The following is a 17,370-nucleotide window of genomic DNA, read 5'->3' on the forward strand; positions in this document are numbered from 1 at the left end:
ACACAAGGATTTTCGACCCTCTGCTCTACCGTCCGCTATTGGCCGCTTTAAGCGTTGCTTGTTACAGCTGCGCTGTCGGTTTCAGGAAGAAATCCATTGCCAACGCAACCACTGACGGCTCGATGCGGTGCGGGCCTCTGAATTCCAAGGGGGTTACGTCATGACCTGCGGCCTTAAGTTTGGCTACGTGAGGACGGGCACTAGTTTCAATTGGCAGCTGCTCGTCTTCCAAACCGTGAGCGATGAAGATGCGGGGTGTACCATTTTGCTGAAAGACTGACATAAATCCTGCGGAAAATGCGATCACGTGACTAACGACGTCGCCATTGGTCAAGCCTACTGACAGCGCATAGCTGCCTCCATCTGAAAACCCAGCAAATCCCAAGCGGCATGGATCGATAGAAAAACGTGACGCCACTTCGCGTAATGCTTTATCCAGCCGCTCTAGATCTGGGCCGTTACCGCCCACAACTAAGTCCCAAGTCGGAAACTGAGACTGCGGCAGCAGAAGCAAAAAGCCATGCTGATACGCGTGGTCGATCACGAATGGCAGCACCTTCTCGGCGCTGCCACCAGCGCCATGAAACATCACCAGCAGAGGAACTGGAACTCCAGGCTGCAGGCCGTCCGGCACGATCAATACAGCGTCGCGCTCGCTAGCAATACCCAGGTCGTGACGACCAGCGGGCAAGGCTTGCTTATCGGGTACAGTGCCGGATCGAAAACTGAGCCGGCCCAGCAGCGAATCTCCCAGGAAAGATGCGTCAAACATTGCCATCCTCGACGGATTTACCGATGCTGCGGAAAGCCGCGCACTGAGCAAAGGCTTCCTCACTAAGCAATAAATTCCTACCCTTGCAAAACTTGAGTGTCAGTTTGAGTAACTCCTTAATATCGCGGCCACTGGCAGCTGCGTAGGTTATTACCAAGCGCTCAACTAGGTCGTCGGGCAGTTCGGTGTTGAACTGCTGCGCTAGCGATTTCCATAGTTGTTTCGCCTGCTCTTGTGTCGGTGTCTCAAACTGAATGATGGCGATGCAGCGCGACAAGACAGCGTCATCAATGTCGGCTACGCGGTTGGTAGTCATGAACAGTAAACCATTGAAGTACTCAAGGGTACGCAAAAACTCAGCGACGATGGCGTTGTGCTGCAGATCGTTATCGCGGCGGCGAATGTAGACGTCGGCCTCGTCGAGCAACAGCACCGAGTCCCAGCGCGCAGCGCGCCGCAGGATTTTCGACAGGCTGGCTTCTACTGAGCTTGCCGTCACGCCGAGTTGACCAGAATGTACGCGGTATAGTGGTTTCTGGACAACCTCGGCATAGACCTCTGCTGTCAGCGTCTTGCCTAAGCCAGGCGCGCCTTTGCACAGAATGGTTGTGCCGCCCGACTTACCCTCGACGATGTCCTCCATTAGGAAGTTACGATCAGCGGTCAAGATATCAATCAGCTCGCGATGAGCATGCGGCAGAACCAGCTTGTCACGCAATTCTGGCTTGTAACGATACGACTCAACATTTTGCACATGCACCCATATGCTGCGGTGGTAATCCAAGTGGAATAGGTGTAGATAGCAATGCTGGGGAATTCGTTCAAAACCCTCGCTGATACCGCTTCCGCGCCAGAAGCTTGCATCGGCAGTCGTGTCAAAGTGGCGTTCTAGCAGCTCTTCGTCATTGACGCATCGGGCAGTTGTGCCTGCCTGCAACCGCATGCATTCGAGTTGTGGACGAGACCCTTCGCTGGACATCCAGACTGCACCAGAAACAGTAAACTGCGCACCAAACTTCGGCTGCATCTGCATGAAACGCTTTAAGTGTCTCTCGTATTCATTCTTGAATTCGGCACATTCTTTAAAGTAACCATAACCTGTCATCAATTCGGGAATCGTGCAATCCAGAATATCTTCAGCATAAAAGGTGATGCTGTTGGTCATGCCAGTACGCCTTAGCCTCGGATCGGTAACCGGCCCCCGTTCTGCAGCCTGCAAGGTATTAGCCAGAAGGCCGATGATGACATAAGCCGCACTATCGACAGGCTGCACAAAGCGCATGGAATGGACCAGCCAGGGCAGCAACACACCATCCTTGCCGAGCTTATAGAGCCAGCCATCTATCATGTCACGCGACAGCCAAGCGATCAGACCAGGGATCAGATGCTCCAAGCTAGGAATTTTTCGGGCAGCTGGCGCGGCGTGGATATTGTCCAGCGCCAACATTTGGAACATTAACCCACGCTCGTTGGCCGTTCGGCACAGGCCGTAGAGTGTGTTAAGTGAGGCGGCGTCGAAAAGGTGGCTGGGCACCACACGTTTGCCTCGGGAAAGGCCGTACTCGCTCAGCCGCTTAGCAAGCAGTGAATCTTCATCGATCGTTCCAAGTAGCTCATTGGCCAGGGTTTCTGGTATTTCGAATTCCATGTGCTCTTTTTACTCCTTTTACTAAATCATAAAAAGTTAGGTCTGAAACATGCTTGACTGCAGTCAATGTGGGTCAAAATAGGGTCCATTTCGGGTGTGGTGTGCGCCCGCAGATGACTTACGACGCCGACTCCAGCCATCCCATTTTTGATCTTTTCTTTTATGTGTTGACTTGCCTGCATACGTTTGAACTTCTTCAGCGTCATCAAGAAACTCACATAGCTTTTCAACTCAACTTAGATCTTGTTCTCTCTTCAAACTGCCTCTTATTAATGATGATCCTCTCATGACATCCTTTGGATACTAATTCCACGTCATCATAGGCTTCAACAGAGAAGATGAGCTTCTTGCCACGTACCTCAGTTAACTCAACCTTCGCTGTAACTTCCATGCCAGGAGGAGTGGCTGCTTCATGCGTGACGCTAATGAAAGTACCAACTGCCTGCTCTTCGGGCCAATCTAGATGAGAAGTAATAGCCTTGACACAAGCCAACTCCAAAAACCCAATCAAAAAACCTGTGGCAAAAACTTCAGGCCTCACTGCTGCTTCTTTGGACTCTGGATACATAGCAAGAACAGTTTGCGCATCAGTCACCATGAATTTGTATTCGTATTTAATGCCAGGTTTTAGGGAAGTCTTCATTGCAAACCTAACTCTAACAATTTAATTCGATTCAATATCTTCATTTGAGGAGCGAAAATGCTCTCTATACTCCAGCGGAGTAATACCCAACCTTCGGACAAATATTCTGCGAAGAGCTTCGGCGCTCTCTAAGCCACAACGCTGAGCTATATCCCTATATCCCATATCTGTTGACTCAAGATATCGCCGTGCAAAATCGATACGAGCATCATTTACGTAATTCATCGGAGTCATGCCGCATTCTTTCTTAAAAATACGAGTTAAATTTCTTGGACTCATATTTAAATGCTCGGAGATTGACTCTAAAGTATGACGAGCCTCGGGATTGCCAAGAATATAGCTATGGACAGATGCGACTACGGAATTTTCAGCAGCTTGAGATTCAAGTAATGGGCTAAATTGACTTTGCCCTCCAGATCTTCACAAATACACAATCAAATATTTGGCTACATCAAGCGCCATCTTCTTATCAATATCTTCCTCAATAAAAAGGAGCGATAAATCTATACCAGCAGTTACCCCAGCAGTCGTATAGATATGGCCATCTTTTACGAAAATACGATCTGGCTCGATAACAGCACGTTTAAACATACTGGCTAATCGCGGGACATCCATCCAGTGAGTGGTGACTGTCTTGCCATTAATCATTCCTGCGGCACCTAATGCGAAGACTCCATTGCATATGGCGCTGATTCTTCTGCACTCATCCCCTTGTTTGACAATCCAATCAATCACAGTGGAATCCTCAAGAAGATTAAAGATTCCGAGGCCTCCGGGGATAATCAAAGTGTCAAAATGAGGGCATGGATCAAAAATCGTGCGATCAGGCGTTAAGGTAATTCCACTTGAAGACTGTACTGGACCCCTAGTTGTGCCAACAGTGAAAATTTCATACTCTGATTCACCATTGCTCAGGACCTTCACCTCTCCAAAGGCATCGCAAGGACCGGCTAAATCAAGCAGTTGAAAGCGCGGAAATACGAGGATGCCAATAGTAATCTTACGCATAGGATTGACACTCTACACAGCAAGCTAATTAAGCGCCATGATTGAATTAAATGATGTCCACATATGAAAATATTGTGCCTTATTTACACTCTACTATGGCTTAAATTGTCTGGATGGTAAAAAATAGACATAAATAGTTAGCCCATCAGACAACCGTTACTTAAAGTAAGGCTCAAAAAAATACCAACCCGAAGGTTGGTATTTTCATTTCTGGTGGGCACACCAGGACTTGAACCTGGGACCAAAGGATTCCGGTTTGCCTAGCTTTCACTACTCCCTGGACTATGCTTTCACCATGTGCTTACGCACTTAAATGAGGTGTCCAGTTTTTATCCCAAATTACTTTGAGCAGCCTTAATCATTTTTTTGACCTCTAGGCTCTCATTAATAGAGTGAATAGTAATTTGAGGATTTTGATTTACAAAAACTCGAAATACTTCATCTGCGAATGCCTGACCAATTGACTCAACACCCTTAAAGTCCAATAACACTGTCTTAAAACGATCCACGCGATTTAGAATTCTTTTCGCCTGCGAACGCGAAATAAGCTGCCCACCTTCATACAGAGCTAGCTTAACTGGAACAATGGTTTTATTAAATGCGTAATCCTCGTCTTCCGTTCCGCTAAAACTATCAAATACTTCACGTAGCGTTCTTTGGGAGTTGAGTGCAATTTTCATGATCACCCGTGTGCCTTTATGACTCTTTTCGTTATGAAGCAAGAAGTCCATATCCGAACCATCAGCATGCGTAAAAACTAAATCACCAGAGAAAATAAAAAATTCATCAAAGGCTCGGGATGAGAAAAAGATTCCTTGCCCAGTATGATTACTTGGATCAGTAGTGAGCTTACCTTTGCTCAACTCCAAAATAGACTCTCGTGGATCGTGCAGCTTTAATAATCTTGCGATGTGGTTAAAAATTCCCTCGCCATTATCAACAATTGATATTGAAACAAAATCGGGTGTTCTCTCTACATGAATATAGACCTCAGTACCCTCTGAGTGATCAATAGCGTTGTTCAGTATTTCAGTAAAACCGTAATGGCAAATATTGGCAATTTCTTTAGGCAAGTCATTAAATATTTCCCCAAAATCACGTGAATAGACCTCAGACTCCTCTAGCCCCTTTAATTTAAATAGGCCATCATGAAATCGCTTTGTGCCCAACTGATATACACGCGCCTTCGTACTGCCGCTGGAAGCTAAAAATCTATCCCTGACCAACGCTGCGAAATGCGCATGAATAGCCTGCCTTGTCAGGCCAAACTGTTCCATTGCAGCATGAGCTAAGTCAGGCCTATTGGCCTTGACCCCATCCACCAGGAACTGACGTACTTCTTGGGAGCGCTTTGTATTGGCAAATTTCATGTCTATTTTTGTAAAGTTTTATGAAATTATTGTAAAGTTTTATGAAATTATTGTAAAGTTTTTGATCAAGGATTGACAAGAAACCATCAATAAATAGTGCTTATATGCACTCTGAGGCCTATTTAACTCTATTTACTGCCAATTCAAACTGAGTCTCTTTAGTAGTAGCCCATATCCACTTGTTATCTACCTTATAGCGACATTGCCATACGGCACTATGCTCGCGTTGATAAGCGTTACTTAACGCATCGCTCAAATGACAAACCCCCATCATTGCTGATGAGGGTTTGCTTTTCTGGTGGGCCCACCAGGACTTGAACCTGGGACCAAAGGATTCCGGTTTGTGTTAGTTTCCTAACTCCCTGGACTATGCCTTCATCATATCGATTGCTCGACTTAGATGGGTGCCGTCTAGTCTCTACACGTTCAAAGTATTTCTACTAAGCTTCGCTCGGCGTTAGCTTGTGCAGCTTTTGGCTACCTTTAGCTTTCTCCGAATTTGACACCATCCCATATACAGTTTCCACGTATATGGCACAACTTACGCCATGAGTCCTCTGCTCTAACCAACTGAGCTATAGGCCCTAAAATTACACTTTTTAACCCGATAAAACTGGGCTAAAACTACTGCTTTACAACTTGCCTCGGTGTGTAAGCGGTGTGCAAGCAAACTTATCTACCCTTACCACGCTAAGACCCTTATGTTTATTAGGTTCTTAGCAAAATACAACGAGGTTGTCTCTCTTATGAGTCCTCTGCTCTAACCAACTGAGCTATGGGCCCGTATAAACCTTGTTGGAATCTATAGGTGGCTATTGTAATAGTTTCTCTATGCTAACGAATGTTCTGACTGTGCTAATCCTATCAAACCTTTATACCTTCAAGGGTGGGAGTGCTAGATAATGCCTAAGTCTAGCTAGAAAGTTGCTGACCAGCCTTAGCCAACTGAGCTTGTGCCTTAGCGACCTTCTGACGCTGACGCTCTGCTTTCACAGCTTCTTGACTGCGTTTAACTTGTTGCTTGAGCGTGTCAATACGCTGTTGCTGTGGCGTCAGTGGCTTTATAGGCTTGATGGTGGCAATTTCTTTGATGAGCATATATCTACTTATCAAACACCTTGCGAACATTGACACTTGCGTTGTTGATTTGTGCGTCAAGCTCTCCAGCCTCAACAGCTTGCTTCACAATCTCTAACGCCTTAATCAACGCTGATGCACTATCTACTTCAATGCTGTATTTTCCTTTAGCAAGTTCAATCATCTGCGTTCCATAACGAATGTTTACGCACATCTTTCCTTGCTCATTCATAAACCACCACTCACGAAGACGCTTAGGAATCTCAACTTGCTTACGCAAACCAGTTTCTTTATCAACAACACTTCTGAACTTTTTCACAACAAATTGTGTTCCATCAATTTGACTTTTAGCTAATTGAATTTGCTCCCACAGCTTATTCGATAGTTTGTTGCGACGAAATACTACTGCTGGAATATGTGCTGGTTTTTTTGCTGTGCTAAGTTTTAATCCATCTAATGTGCTCATAGTAATCTCCTATTTAAGTAAGCATCTTTAATATAGTTTCGAGAAAGCAATGAGAACAACCAGAAATTTTGGTCAAATCAATAGTCATACCAAATAAATGGATGGAAAATATAACGAATCATTTGGTTATGTATAAATATATATATGCGTAATGACGAAAAAGTAGCAAATGATTGGTTAAAGCAAAATGGTATTGCTATAAAGCATATGGACAAAATGGACTTATGCTTACAGCAAGCACAAATGGTTGCAACTAACTTACTCAAACATCACGCAAATTGGCTAAACAGTGAGCAGCTCAATTTACTTACGACATATACGAAAATCGTGCAGATAAAGTCCAAGCAGAATATGGCTTGTAGGGCGATGGCTTACAAAGTGCTGAATTTAGGAAAAAAATTGAATAGGCAACTGTTTAGAAAGAACAACACAATGGACGCACACAGATAAGTCACTGTGCAATAAAGGACAAAAACACGAAGTGGAATATAACGGCTAATGACTTCGTGCTCGTATAGCAATCGCTGTAAAGGTTGCGATACATATGAGCGAGCCGCAGAATTACTGTTTAGCAAACCAATGCAAAAACTGGTTGAGAGTTTCAATACATTCGTCTCTCGTTAAATTCTTTTACAGTTGTATGTGATGGAATCAGAACATTACATACAAACGACGACTATCAATGCTACTTTTATACAAGTCGCATATAGCCGTTGTTTGCTCCAAAATCAGTCAAACAACAAAGCAAAAGCAAATCAATAATGAGCTGAAGAAAGTGTGGCGAGCGAAAGCGACAGCTTTAGCGAAGACACAGCAAGCAACGAAGTTGGCTTGCTTAATCAATACGCTTATTTGTCTTTTGTACTGTCTCAGAAATTAACCCACCCACAAACCAAATTGAAAAAATAATTTGTGTAACAGCGCTTCCATATAAGAATGACCCGATTAACAACAATCCGCTAATAGCAGTAAATATTGATACAAACATAAAGACCCTTCTTAAAAAATCTAGTATTCACCTTATGCCTTATTGCTATCCTTTTAATGGTAATGGCTTCCAGCTTGATTGCTCTGAAAAAGAAGCTGAACATTGCCAGCATTCAACATCCTTTGAGTTAATTGGCGCATCACAGTTTGGACAAATGGCATCTACAACTTCAGGCTGAGCTTTACGAGTTACAGTTTCTATTTTTGGCGTATCGCACTTGTACGCATAATTTAAGGCATCGTCAACAGTATCAAATAACTTATCTTTGCAAATTATCTTATTCAATGCAAGGTTTTTATTGATGTTATATTTTTTAGTAAGAAATATTTTGTACGCATCATTATCAATATTTTTTTCTTCAGAAAAAGTCATTTCTTCTGATGCCAATTCCTTATTAGCATGTGATTTTTTATGTAATATAAACAACATCATTCCGAACAGCACAAGCACACCACCAATAATCATTGTTGGAAAGTTAGCAACTCTATTCCCATAAATTCCAACCTGAGTACCAACAACTCCTCCCCAAAGCAGCATTACAAACCCAACAACCACAATAATTGTAGCCACCATATATAGCCTTTCTTATTTTCGAGTTTATTAACTTTACTCTACCACCAAATCCACGCTGTAAGCAGTTAAAACATCTCTGCGAATATCTACTTAGTAGAGATTACCTAAAACAGCGTATAGACGCTGTACGCAAGTCTGCGTCTTTTTGTAGTCAATTCACAACAAATCCAATAAATACTCATATGTAAGGAAATATACAAATCATTACATTTCGCTTTTAAAACAGCATATCCCATTGATTATTGGAAGGATTTTAATTTGACAGAGTATTTTCACAAAGAGGTCGCAGAAAAGAAACAAAGAAAACACAATTTAGCTATAGCAAAACTTTGGTTAGGAAGAAAGACTATGGCTAAACAAGCAAAGACACTTACACAAGTAGAAATTCGTAGAGTTTTAGATTTCGTAGCTACACGCAAACACAGCACACGCAATCGTGCATTAGTAATGACAACCTTTTTGAGTGGTGTTCGAGTTGGCGAATTGGCAAGTTTGCAATTTAAGGATGTTGTTGATACAGAAGGCAATATAAGGAATGAAATTAGATTGAGTGCTGAACAAACAAAAGGAAATGAAGCAAGAGTTGTATTTGTTAGCGAAAAACTACGCAAGGAATTGGAGCGCTATACAAAATTCTATCAACCTAAAAACATCAACTGCAAGTTCTTTTACAGTCAAAAAGCAGATAGCGATGGATTTACAGCAAATACGCTAACTCAATTCTTTCACTACTTGTATAAGCGTAGTGGAGTATATGGAGCAAGTTCGCATAGTGGTAGACGCACTTTCATTACCAATTTGGCAAATAAAGGAATTAGCGTAAGAGTTTTGGCAAGTTTAGCTGGACACAAAAATATCAGCACTACGCAATGCTACATAGATGTTAATGACGAAATGAAGCGTAAAGCTGTAGAGTTGGTATAACTTGGTTGGGATGGTTTGGATGGTTTGGATGGTTTGAGAAATTATCACAGCAGAAAAACAAGCATATGTAGGACATATAGCTATTGGGCTGTATATGTAGGTTTTTCTGCTGTGTTATTAGCAAAACCAACCATCATCAAACCAAACAACTATCTACGCTTCTTCAAATCTGCAAGCAAGCTCTTTAACTTCAATGCTTGTTGATTATTACGCTCAATTTCAGCTTCAACATCTTCTGCTGTTACTTCTTGCTTATCAAACTCTTCAAATGCTTCACGCAACACATCTAACTTAACCTCAGACATTGTTTGCCAACCAAACCTTTTCATTCCTTCGTCTTTTGCCAAGTTATCCAAACTTTTACTTGTTATGACACGAGGCATACCTATAGGGTCAATACTTAAATGACTGCCAAAATTAAAATCAATATCCCTATCAAACCAAATGCGTAATGTTTGATCAGCTGAAATTATTTCTTCCAATCTTTCCATTGCATCCTCAAATAAACTATCTGTCTTATTGCTTAGTTCGTCTAATATTTTCTTACGCTCTATATAAGTGCCAGATTTATGATTTTTATCCACAGTAAATTGTTCATATCTACCATACATCATTAGTGCTTCTTGTAGCATTCGTTCATACTCTTTAACTTCACTTGGGGCTTCCATTTTTCGTATCTCTTGTTGCTCAGCCCAACGCTGTTTGTATAGCTTTGCAAAGTTTTTACCAACAGCATTCTCAAAATCACGCTTGGTAACTTCCAAGTTTTTTTCGAGCATACGCATTAGCTCTTTAATTCGCTTCTTGCGTGTCTCGTTATTAAAGCGTGGCATATTTACATAAACAAAAAGTAAGCAGATACCTAAATATTACAACTATGCCAACATTTCAGCACTAAGCATTGGGGTTATCTTGCTATAGTGCTTTTCAATCATCAAAACACTTGTTCCCATTTGGCGTGCCAATGTGTGTATATCAACACCTTTTGCCAAAGCTCTTGTTGCGTATGTGTGACGCAAGCTATACAGCGTTCTTCGCTGTCCTCCACTATCAAACATTAGCTTGCTATGTTTCATTAAATTACGAAATATATTTTCCATATTGCTAATTTGCTCACCAGTCGTCAGTCTAAATATCAACTTGTCCAACTTATCTTCAATCAATGCATCTAATGTAGCGTATGGAAGTTCGTGCCAAAGCATTATCTTCTCCAATACTGCAATTACTTCATTCTTAGCAATCAAATAGCGTGGTCCAGTTTTACCACTCACCCAAATTCTCAAATACTTCTTCTCACCTATCCAATGCCACTGCAAGTGTTTCCATCTCAATGGCAATGCTTCAGTTCCGTGTCTAATTCCAGTATTGACGAGAAACTCTATATACGCACCACACAATATTCGCATCAACCTTGTTCTTGTTGTATAAGATTTTTCAACCCAACTTGGGACAAATGCAATCATCGCCTCCAACTCCTTGTCAGCAAAGGCTGGGCGAGCCCTACTCTTTTCTCCTTTGCTATCTAACATTGGCACAATACGAGTGCTACTAATTACACCTTTTTCTTTTGCTAAGTTGATGACGCGTATATAGGCTGATGCGTGATTACGCTTTGTGCTTGACATTGGTATCTTACCCATCATCGCAATACGCCATCCTTCAAAGTCTTTTAATAACTCTGTAGTAATTTTCTCTATCGTATAGTTGCCAAAAAATGGAATGAGATATTTGTTGATAGCAAATATATAGTCTCTGTATGTTCTCTTGCCAACACCATTTGCGATTGCTTGTGACATATTCGCCAACTCTTCTGTAGCAATTTGCTTAAATGTTTTTGTCACTGGAGTTAGTCCAGCTTCAGTTTTTATTTGGACTGTTTGATAAATGTATTCAGCATTTGTTACTGCCTCATCTTTATCTGCTGTGCAAGTTGATTGCGAATGCCACTTCCCATTCGCTAACTTAAAACGCACTTGCCAATGCATCGAGCTGGAACGCTTATACAGCGTGGCTTTTCCAGCCACTGCTTTTATTTTTTTATCAGCGTCAGCATCAACTTGTGCTTTGTAGAATTGTTGTAGTAGTGACATACACACAAGTGTGCTGTCAAAAACATTTTCTCGCGACTACATACGCTTGAGAGCGTTGTCACAAACCCACGAATATGCAACGAGATTGCTGTAAGGAGGACTTACAGTTTTGCTGTGCTTAAAACAATGTAGCAAAACTGTATTAGTCCTCTATCCAACTTTATGAGTCCTCTGCTCTAACCAACTGAGCTATGGGCCCGTTAGTCTTTGGATCAATCTTCTTCGAGGAAGGTCTTGAGTTTGTCGCTACGGCTTGGATGACGCATTTTTCTCAAGGCTTTGGCTTCGATCTGACGAATACGCTCACGAGTAACGTCAAACTGCTTGCCCACCTCTTCGAGAGTGTGGTCTGTGCTCATCTCAACACCAAAGCGCATACGTAATACTTTTGCTTCACGCGGTGTTAGTGAATCCAATACATCTTTAACCACATCGCGCATGGAGTCATGCAATGCTGCTTCAGCTGGAGCCAAGGTATTGCCGTCCTCAATAAAGTCACCCAAATGAGAATCTTCATCGTCACCAATTGGTGTTTCCATGGAGATAGGCTCTTTAGCGATCTTCATAATCTTGCGGATCTTGTCCTCAGGAATTTCCATCTTGAGCGCCAAGGTTGCGGCATCTGGCTCATGACCAGTTTCTTGCAAGATCTGACGGCTAATACGGTTCATCTTATTGATCGTCTCAATCATATGAACTGGAATACGGATCGTACGTGCTTGGTCAGCAATCGAACGAGTAATCGCCTGACGGATCCACCAAGTTGCATAAGTAGAGAACTTATAGCCACGACGGTATTCAAACTTATCTACCGCCTTCATCAAACCGATATTACCCTCTTGAATCAAATCCAAGAATTGCAAACCACGGTTGGTGTATTTCTTGGCAATAGAGATCACCAAACGTAAGTTGGCTACAGTCATCTCACGCTTAGCTTCACGCGCACGCTTCTCGCCCGCAATCATTTGCTTGTTCACTTCCTTTAATTCTGGAAGTGGCAATACAACACGAGTCTGAATATCAATTAACTTCTGTTGCAGTTCCTGAATGGCCGGAACATTACGTTGTAGCAATGCTGTATATGGCTTGTTTTCTTTTAGGAGCTTTGTGGTCCACTCTAAATTCATGGACATCTTCGGGAAGTCTTTGAGTACTTCACCACGATTGACGCCCACCTTATCCACCAACAAACTCACAATACCGCGCTCAAGTTTCCAAACTTGGTCTACTTGTGAGCGCATGGTGTCGCATAACTTCTCAACACTCTTGGCAGTCAAGCGGAAACCAAGTAGCTCACCACGAATAGCTTCTTGTGCCTTGATATACGCTGGGCAGTTGTAACCCTCTTTATCAAAAGCACGGCGCATTTTGTCAGCTTGAGTGCGAACAATTGCAAACTTCTCTAATGAGATTTGCTTCAATTCTTCTAACTGCTTGGCGTTAGCCGTAGCTGTGCCACCGCCGCCACCGCCGCCTTCATCTTCTCCGCCTTCTTCATCGCCCTCTTCAGCATCTGGATCAATTTCAGGCTCTTCTGGTCCAAGCTTAATATCTTCGGCATTAGGATCAACCAATCCGTCAACGAACTGATCAATCTCCATCTCACCGCTAGCAATCTTGTCTACGTTAGCCAAGATCTCGCCAATTGTGACAGGGCAAGCAGCCAAAGCCATCACCATGTCTTTAAGACCTGCTTCAATCTTCTTCGCAATGACGATCTCGCCTTCACGAGTCAAGAGGTCAACAGTACCCATCTCGCGCATGTACATACGCACTGGATCGGTTGTACGTCCGAACTCTGAATCCACGGTAGCTAAAGCAGCTTCCGCTTCTTCTTCAGCCTCTTCTTCGGAAGTAGTTGCTGAAGCATTTTCATTGAGCAACAGTGTTTCAGCGTCTGGAGCTTGTTCGTAAACAGTAATGTTGATGTCGTTTAAGAGACTGATCAATGTTTCTAATGCATCTGCATCAGACAGCTCATCTGACATCACGTCATTCATTTCGCCATGAGTTAAGTAACCCTTGGACTTACCCATCTTGATCAATGTCTTCAAACGGGTACGACGTAACTCTTGCTGCTCTTCAGAGCCCAGCTGTTGTGCTGCAAATTCTTTTAAGAGGGCTTTTTCTTTTGCTTTACGTTCACGCGCTTTTTGGCGATCAGTCAATACAGGCTCAGCGCCTTCTGCAGGAGCGTCCGCTTTTGGCTTGCGACCTTTCTTCACTTCTTCAGTGGCAACACTCTCAGTCCCAACATCAGCTGCTTTGGCTTTTTTTCCCTTAGCTTCTTTTGTCTCTTTAACTTCTTTTGCAGGCTTAGCTTCTTTAACCGCTTCAACCTTAGGGGCTGCTACCTTACCTTTTTTAGGGGCCTCAACCTTGGCAGCTTTAGCTGGAACTTTTGCAGGAGCCTTGGTAACTGTTTTAGCTGGAGCCTTACTTGGCTTAGCTGCAACCTTTACTACCGCCTTTACCGGCTTTGCTGGAGCTTTTGCTACAGGTTTAGCTGGGGCTTTTGCTTTCGGTGCTGGTTTTGCTGGGGCTTTTACTGGCTTAGCAGGCGCCTTCGCTTTTGCTGCAGGTTTAGCTGGGGCTTTTGCTTTCGGTGCTGGTTTTGCTGGGGCCTTTACTGGCTTGGCAGGTGTCTTCGCTTTTGCTGCAGGTTTAGCTGGAGCCTTTGCTTTCGGTGCTGGTTTAGCAGGTGTCTTGGCTTTTGCCACTGGCTTTGCAGGTGCCTTAGCTTTCACTACAGGCTTGGCTGGTTTAGCTGCTGGTTTTTTCTTAATATTTGGCATTTATTCGCACTTACTCACGTTACTGATGATTGTTCTCGACTGCTTAGGCGCAGCTACTTTGTCCACTTGCCCCAAATTTCTTCAAAATAAAGCGCAAGTGGCTGAATTAAATCGGTTTTTTTCTGGGAATAGAGGATTATAGTCGATTGCGACTTTTTTACCCCCTCCACCACTAAAAATATGGGGTAATTTTCGGGTTTTTCTAGGGCTAAATCAGAAAATTCTTAGAAGAATTTCAATTTTTCGCCCAACTCGCGATATCGAGCCCGATCTTGCTCGGTTGCCGTGCTTGCAGCGATCTTTTGGGCGATTTCTGTCATTTCAGTTTTGAGGTGGGTGAGCTCAAGCTTTTTGAACGCCCCTTCAAGATCTGCAACCGCTCCCTCGAGATCCAAATCCGAACCCATCACCCGCTTTCTAAGGACTTCATATAAGGGGGCGAGATCACTGCGCGATAGTTGGTCTTGGAATAAAGCAAATGCACCAGCACCTACTGTAGATGGCTTGCCGTTTTCACCAGGAATCAATTCGACCTGATCGCATTGAGCTAATAAATCTTTCATCAGCTCAAGTGCTTTTGCAGAACGTAATTCAGAGGCTTGCAAAGCAAGGGCCCTCTTATTGGCATCTAGTGCTTTGCCCAAATGGGGAAACTGAATCAAGACCCGCAACATCTGCTCAGCTAAATCAGTTGGTGCTTGTGGTGGTGCAATATTTTGTATTGAGACTCGCTTAGCGGAACCCTTGGATGCCTGCCATGGAGCACCTTGAGTTCTGTTGCCAGAATTGCCTTGGTTGAAATTGGGTGCACGCTGATTGGTACTGGAGTAAGAACCTTGCTGCACTGGTGCAGGTGCTACTGTTAATCCACAGAAAGACTCTAACTCGGCAGGCGTTGAATTTGTTCGAATTGCCAGCTCACGCAGAATTTGCGTACGCAACGCAATTGGTGGCATGGATAGCAATAACGGTTTTGCAGCATGATGGGTTTGCGCTCTACCCTCTGGAGTTGTCAGCTCATGATCTTGGCTAACGATCTTGAAGAAGAAGCTTGAGATCGACATGGCTTCTTTAATAACCTTCTCAAAGGCAGGCGCGCCATAAGCACGAACATAGCTATCTGGATCATGCTCTGTCGGCAAAAATAAGAAGCGAATCTCTTTGTCATCCGACATTAATGGCAGACATGCTTCTAATGCACGCTGTGCAGCACGCTGACCCGCAGAGTCGCCATCAAATGAAAACACTACTTTATCCGTTTGGCGTAACAGCATCCGTACGTGATTTGCAGTGCAAGCTGTACCTAAAGTGGCAACAGCATTAGGGAAACCTAATTGTGCGAGCGCCACGACATCCATGTAACCCTCACATACGAGGACATATTCTTGCGAACGAATGGCTTGCCTTGCCTCAAACAAACCATACAGCGTATTACCTTTAGAGAACAGTGGCGTTTCAGGGGAATTTAAATACTTCGGCTCACCTTGATCTAGGATGCGCCCACCAAAGCCGATGGTCTGACCCTTAGGATTACGAATAGGAAACATGATGCGATCACGAAAACGATCGTAGCGCCGTGTTGTTTGATTTGCAGTCTGATGATTGTCAGCCTGCTCGCTCTGAATCAGCAGACCACCTTCAAGCAAAGTTTTTGCCACTTCATCATTGGCATAAGTACCAAAGACCGCTTCAAGACCCTGCCAGCCATCGGGTGCATAACCTAAGGCATAGCGTTTAGCTATCTCGCCAGTCAGGCCGCGCCCCTTAAGGTATTCCACTGCACGAGGCGCTGTTTTGAGTTGCTGGCGATACCAATCGGCTGCTGCACTCATGACCTCACTTAAGGCCATAGTCTGCTGTTGGCGCGCAATGTCATTTGCGGTACGCTCTTCACGCGGTACATCTAATCCCGCAGAGCGCGCCAAGTCTTCGATAGCATCCACATAGCCAAGACCGGAGTACTCCATGAGAAAACTAATCGCAGAGCCATGTGCGCCACAGCCAAAGCAGTGATAGAACTGCTTGGTAGGCGATACAGAAAATGAAGGAGATTTCTCAGAATGGAAAGGGCACAAACCCTGAAAGTTCGCGCCCGCTTTTTTTAACTTCACGTGCTGCCCAACCACATCCACGATGTCAACCCGATTTAACAAATCGGCGATGAAGGATTGGGGAATGAGAGCCATCAGTAGTGGGTGAGGCTTTTTTAAGTGTTGAGTTTTAGCTTATTTCGAACTTACTTCGCGAGCGCAGCTTTAACCAAACCAGAAACTTTGCCCATATCGGCTTTACCAGCCAACTGACCTTTCAGAACGCCAATCACTTTGCCCATGTCTTGTGGGCCAGCCGCTCCAGTTGATGCAACTGCTGCAGCTACAGCTGCTTCCACTTCAGCATCAGATAATTGCGCAGGCAAGTAGTCTTGCAGAATAACCATCTCAGCAGCTTCAATTGCGACTAAATCATCACGATTGGCTTTTTCAAATTGAGAGATCGAGTCTTTACGTTGCTTAATCATCTTCTCAACGGTAGCAATGACACTCGCATCATCCATCACAATGCGATCGTCTACTTCACGCTGTTTGATGGCCGCCAATAAAAGACGAATAGTTCCAAGGCGTGCCACTTCTTTTGCACGCATCGCGTTTTTCATATCTTCGGTGATTTGATCTTTCAGACTCATGGCATTTTTCCCGGTATTCAGTATCTAATAAATTGCTGGTGATTCAAAAGCAAAAACCCGCTGCGTTTCACCGTCAGCGGGTTTCAAAGCCTCTCGGTGAGGAGAGCTTTTAAATTCGATTAGTAAAGCTTTTTAGGCAACATCTGGCTGCGAATACGCTTGTAATGGCGTTTAGCAGCAGCGGCCTTCTTACGCTTACGTTCAGCCGTTGGCTTCTCGTAGAACTCGCGGGCACGCAAGTCTGTCAAAAGACCATTTTTTTCAATGGTGCGCTTGAAACGGCGCAATGCCACTTCAAAAGGTTCGTTCTCACGGAGGCGGACTGTAGTCATA

The 17,370-nt window shown here is 43.8% G+C and carries 17 protein-coding genes; 2 read left to right on the forward strand and 15 right to left on the reverse strand.

Annotated elements, in window-relative coordinates:
- Positions 1-61: 61 nt before the first annotated feature.
- The 8 genes from A2X74_RS01740 to A2X74_RS01775 all read right to left on the reverse strand — a co-directional run bounded on the left by A2X74_RS01740 (position 62) and on the right by A2X74_RS01775 (position 6,984).
- The gene (locus A2X74_RS01740; protein ID WP_293627794.1) at positions 62-772 is read right to left on the reverse strand and encodes an esterase; all 711 of its coding nucleotides are present in this window, start codon (positions 770-772) and stop codon (positions 62-64) included.
- Positions 765-2,420, reverse strand: a complete 1,656-nt coding sequence (locus A2X74_RS01745; protein WP_293627796.1) for an ATP-binding protein — start codon at positions 2,418-2,420, stop codon at positions 765-767. Before A2X74_RS01745 ends, A2X74_RS01740 begins: the two co-directional genes overlap by 8 nt.
- 226 nt (positions 2,421-2,646) lie before the next feature.
- A complete protein-coding gene (locus A2X74_RS01750) occupies positions 2,647-3,063 on the reverse strand; it encodes a thioesterase family protein (protein WP_293627798.1) in 417 nt (138 codons plus the stop codon).
- A 21-nt stretch (positions 3,064-3,084) separates the two neighbouring features.
- Positions 3,085-3,399 (reverse strand): helix-turn-helix domain-containing protein, encoded by a 315-nt coding sequence (locus A2X74_RS01755; protein WP_363925309.1) that lies wholly within the window; start codon positions 3,397-3,399, stop codon positions 3,085-3,087.
- A gap of 84 nt (positions 3,400-3,483) precedes the next feature.
- Positions 3,484-4,071 (reverse strand): AraC family transcriptional regulator, encoded by a 588-nt coding sequence (locus A2X74_RS01760; protein ID WP_293627800.1) that lies wholly within the window; start codon positions 4,069-4,071, stop codon positions 3,484-3,486.
- Positions 4,072-4,400: 329 nt separating this feature from the next.
- A complete protein-coding gene (locus tag A2X74_RS01765) occupies positions 4,401-5,441 on the reverse strand; it encodes a DUF4325 domain-containing protein (protein ID WP_293627802.1) in 1,041 nt (346 codons plus the stop codon).
- 912 nt (positions 5,442-6,353) lie between these two features.
- Complete coding sequence (locus tag A2X74_RS01770; RefSeq protein ID WP_293626613.1) at positions 6,354-6,539, reverse strand: hypothetical protein; 186 nt, start codon at positions 6,537-6,539, stop codon at positions 6,354-6,356.
- Between the two features lie 4 nt (positions 6,540-6,543).
- Positions 6,544-6,984: a DUF6641 family protein gene (locus A2X74_RS01775; protein ID WP_293626615.1), complete on the reverse strand. Its 441-nt coding sequence runs from the start codon at positions 6,982-6,984 to the stop codon at positions 6,544-6,546.
- Between the two features lie 144 nt (positions 6,985-7,128).
- On the opposite strand from A2X74_RS01775, the gene A2X74_RS01780 reads away from it, so the two are divergent.
- Positions 7,129-7,434: a hypothetical protein gene (locus A2X74_RS01780; protein WP_293626617.1), complete on the forward strand. Its 306-nt coding sequence runs from the start codon at positions 7,129-7,131 to the stop codon at positions 7,432-7,434.
- Positions 7,435-8,017: 583 nt separating this feature from the next.
- Here A2X74_RS01780 and A2X74_RS01785 read toward each other — a convergent pair.
- Positions 8,018-8,542, reverse strand: a complete 525-nt coding sequence (locus tag A2X74_RS01785) for a hypothetical protein (protein ID WP_293626619.1) — start codon at positions 8,540-8,542, stop codon at positions 8,018-8,020.
- Between the two features lie 351 nt (positions 8,543-8,893).
- On the opposite strand from A2X74_RS01785, the gene A2X74_RS01790 reads away from it, so the two are divergent.
- Entirely contained in the window at positions 8,894-9,469 is a 576-nt protein-coding gene (locus A2X74_RS01790; protein WP_293626677.1) for a site-specific integrase, read from the forward strand.
- A 149-nt stretch (positions 9,470-9,618) separates the two neighbouring features.
- Here A2X74_RS01790 and A2X74_RS01795 read toward each other — a convergent pair whose 3' ends face one another.
- The 6 genes from A2X74_RS01795 to rpsU all read right to left on the reverse strand — a co-directional run bounded on the left by A2X74_RS01795 (position 9,619) and on the right by rpsU (position 17,369).
- Entirely contained in the window at positions 9,619-10,302 is a 684-nt protein-coding gene (locus A2X74_RS01795; protein WP_299764167.1) for a hypothetical protein, read from the reverse strand.
- 42 nt (positions 10,303-10,344) lie between these two features.
- Complete coding sequence (locus A2X74_RS01800) at positions 10,345-11,559, reverse strand: tyrosine-type recombinase/integrase (RefSeq protein ID WP_293626624.1); 1,215 nt, start codon at positions 11,557-11,559, stop codon at positions 10,345-10,347.
- Positions 11,560-11,771: 212 nt separating this feature from the next.
- Positions 11,772-14,354 carry an RNA polymerase sigma factor RpoD gene (gene rpoD, locus A2X74_RS01805; RefSeq protein ID WP_293626628.1) on the reverse strand — a complete coding sequence of 861 codons (2,583 nt, stop codon included), beginning with the start codon at positions 14,352-14,354 and terminating at the stop codon, positions 11,772-11,774.
- 224 nt (positions 14,355-14,578) lie between these two features.
- A complete protein-coding gene (gene dnaG / locus A2X74_RS01810; RefSeq protein WP_293626635.1) occupies positions 14,579-16,540 on the reverse strand; it encodes a DNA primase in 1,962 nt (653 codons plus the stop codon).
- 50 nt (positions 16,541-16,590) lie between these two features.
- Positions 16,591-17,037, reverse strand: a complete 447-nt coding sequence (locus A2X74_RS01815; protein WP_216225261.1) for a GatB/YqeY domain-containing protein — start codon at positions 17,035-17,037, stop codon at positions 16,591-16,593.
- Positions 17,038-17,156: 119 nt separating this feature from the next.
- On the reverse strand, positions 17,157-17,369 hold the full coding sequence (rpsU, locus tag A2X74_RS01820; RefSeq protein WP_011903537.1) for a 30S ribosomal protein S21: 213 nt from the start codon (positions 17,367-17,369) through the stop codon (positions 17,157-17,159).
- Between the last annotated feature and the right edge of the window lies 1 nt (position 17,370).

Source organism: Polynucleobacter sp. GWA2_45_21 (genome assembly GCF_001830325.1).
Taxonomy (GTDB): domain Bacteria; phylum Pseudomonadota; class Gammaproteobacteria; order Burkholderiales; family Burkholderiaceae; genus Polynucleobacter.

Bases quoted from the DNA above. Each gene is read 5' to 3' on its own strand.
- A2X74_RS01800 (WP_293626624.1), bottom strand. From the start codon at position 11,559: ATGTCACTACTACAACAATTCTACAAAGCACAAGTTGATGCTGACGCT.
- A2X74_RS01790 (WP_293626677.1), top strand. From the start codon at position 8,894: ATGGCTAAACAAGCAAAGACACTTACACAAGTAGAAATTCGTAGAGTT.
- A2X74_RS01775 (WP_293626615.1), bottom strand. From the start codon at position 6,984: ATGAGCACATTAGATGGATTAAAACTTAGCACAGCAAAAAAACCAGCA.
- A2X74_RS01780 (WP_293626617.1), top strand. From the start codon at position 7,129: ATGCGTAATGACGAAAAAGTAGCAAATGATTGGTTAAAGCAAAATGGT.
- A2X74_RS01815 (WP_216225261.1), bottom strand. From the start codon at position 17,037: ATGAGTCTGAAAGATCAAATCACCGAAGATATGAAAAACGCGATGCGT.
- A2X74_RS01765 (WP_293627802.1), bottom strand. From the start codon at position 5,441: ATGAAATTTGCCAATACAAAGCGCTCCCAAGAAGTACGTCAGTTCCTG.
- A2X74_RS01750 (WP_293627798.1), bottom strand. From the start codon at position 3,063: ATGAAGACTTCCCTAAAACCTGGCATTAAATACGAATACAAATTCATG.
- A2X74_RS01745 (WP_293627796.1), bottom strand. From the start codon at position 2,420: ATGGAATTCGAAATACCAGAAACCCTGGCCAATGAGCTACTTGGAACG.
- A2X74_RS01770 (WP_293626613.1), bottom strand. From the start codon at position 6,539: ATGCTCATCAAAGAAATTGCCACCATCAAGCCTATAAAGCCACTGACG.
- dnaG (WP_293626635.1), bottom strand. From the start codon at position 16,540: ATGGCTCTCATTCCCCAATCCTTCATCGCCGATTTGTTAAATCGGGTT.
- rpsU (WP_011903537.1), bottom strand. From the start codon at position 17,369: ATGACTACAGTCCGCCTCCGTGAGAACGAACCTTTTGAAGTGGCATTG.
- A2X74_RS01795 (WP_299764167.1), bottom strand. From the start codon at position 10,302: ATGCCACGCTTTAATAACGAGACACGCAAGAAGCGAATTAAAGAGCTA.
- A2X74_RS01740 (WP_293627794.1), bottom strand. From the start codon at position 772: ATGTTTGACGCATCTTTCCTGGGAGATTCGCTGCTGGGCCGGCTCAGT.
- A2X74_RS01760 (WP_293627800.1), bottom strand. From the start codon at position 4,071: ATGCGTAAGATTACTATTGGCATCCTCGTATTTCCGCGCTTTCAACTG.
- rpoD (WP_293626628.1), bottom strand. From the start codon at position 14,354: ATGCCAAATATTAAGAAAAAACCAGCAGCTAAACCAGCCAAGCCTGTA.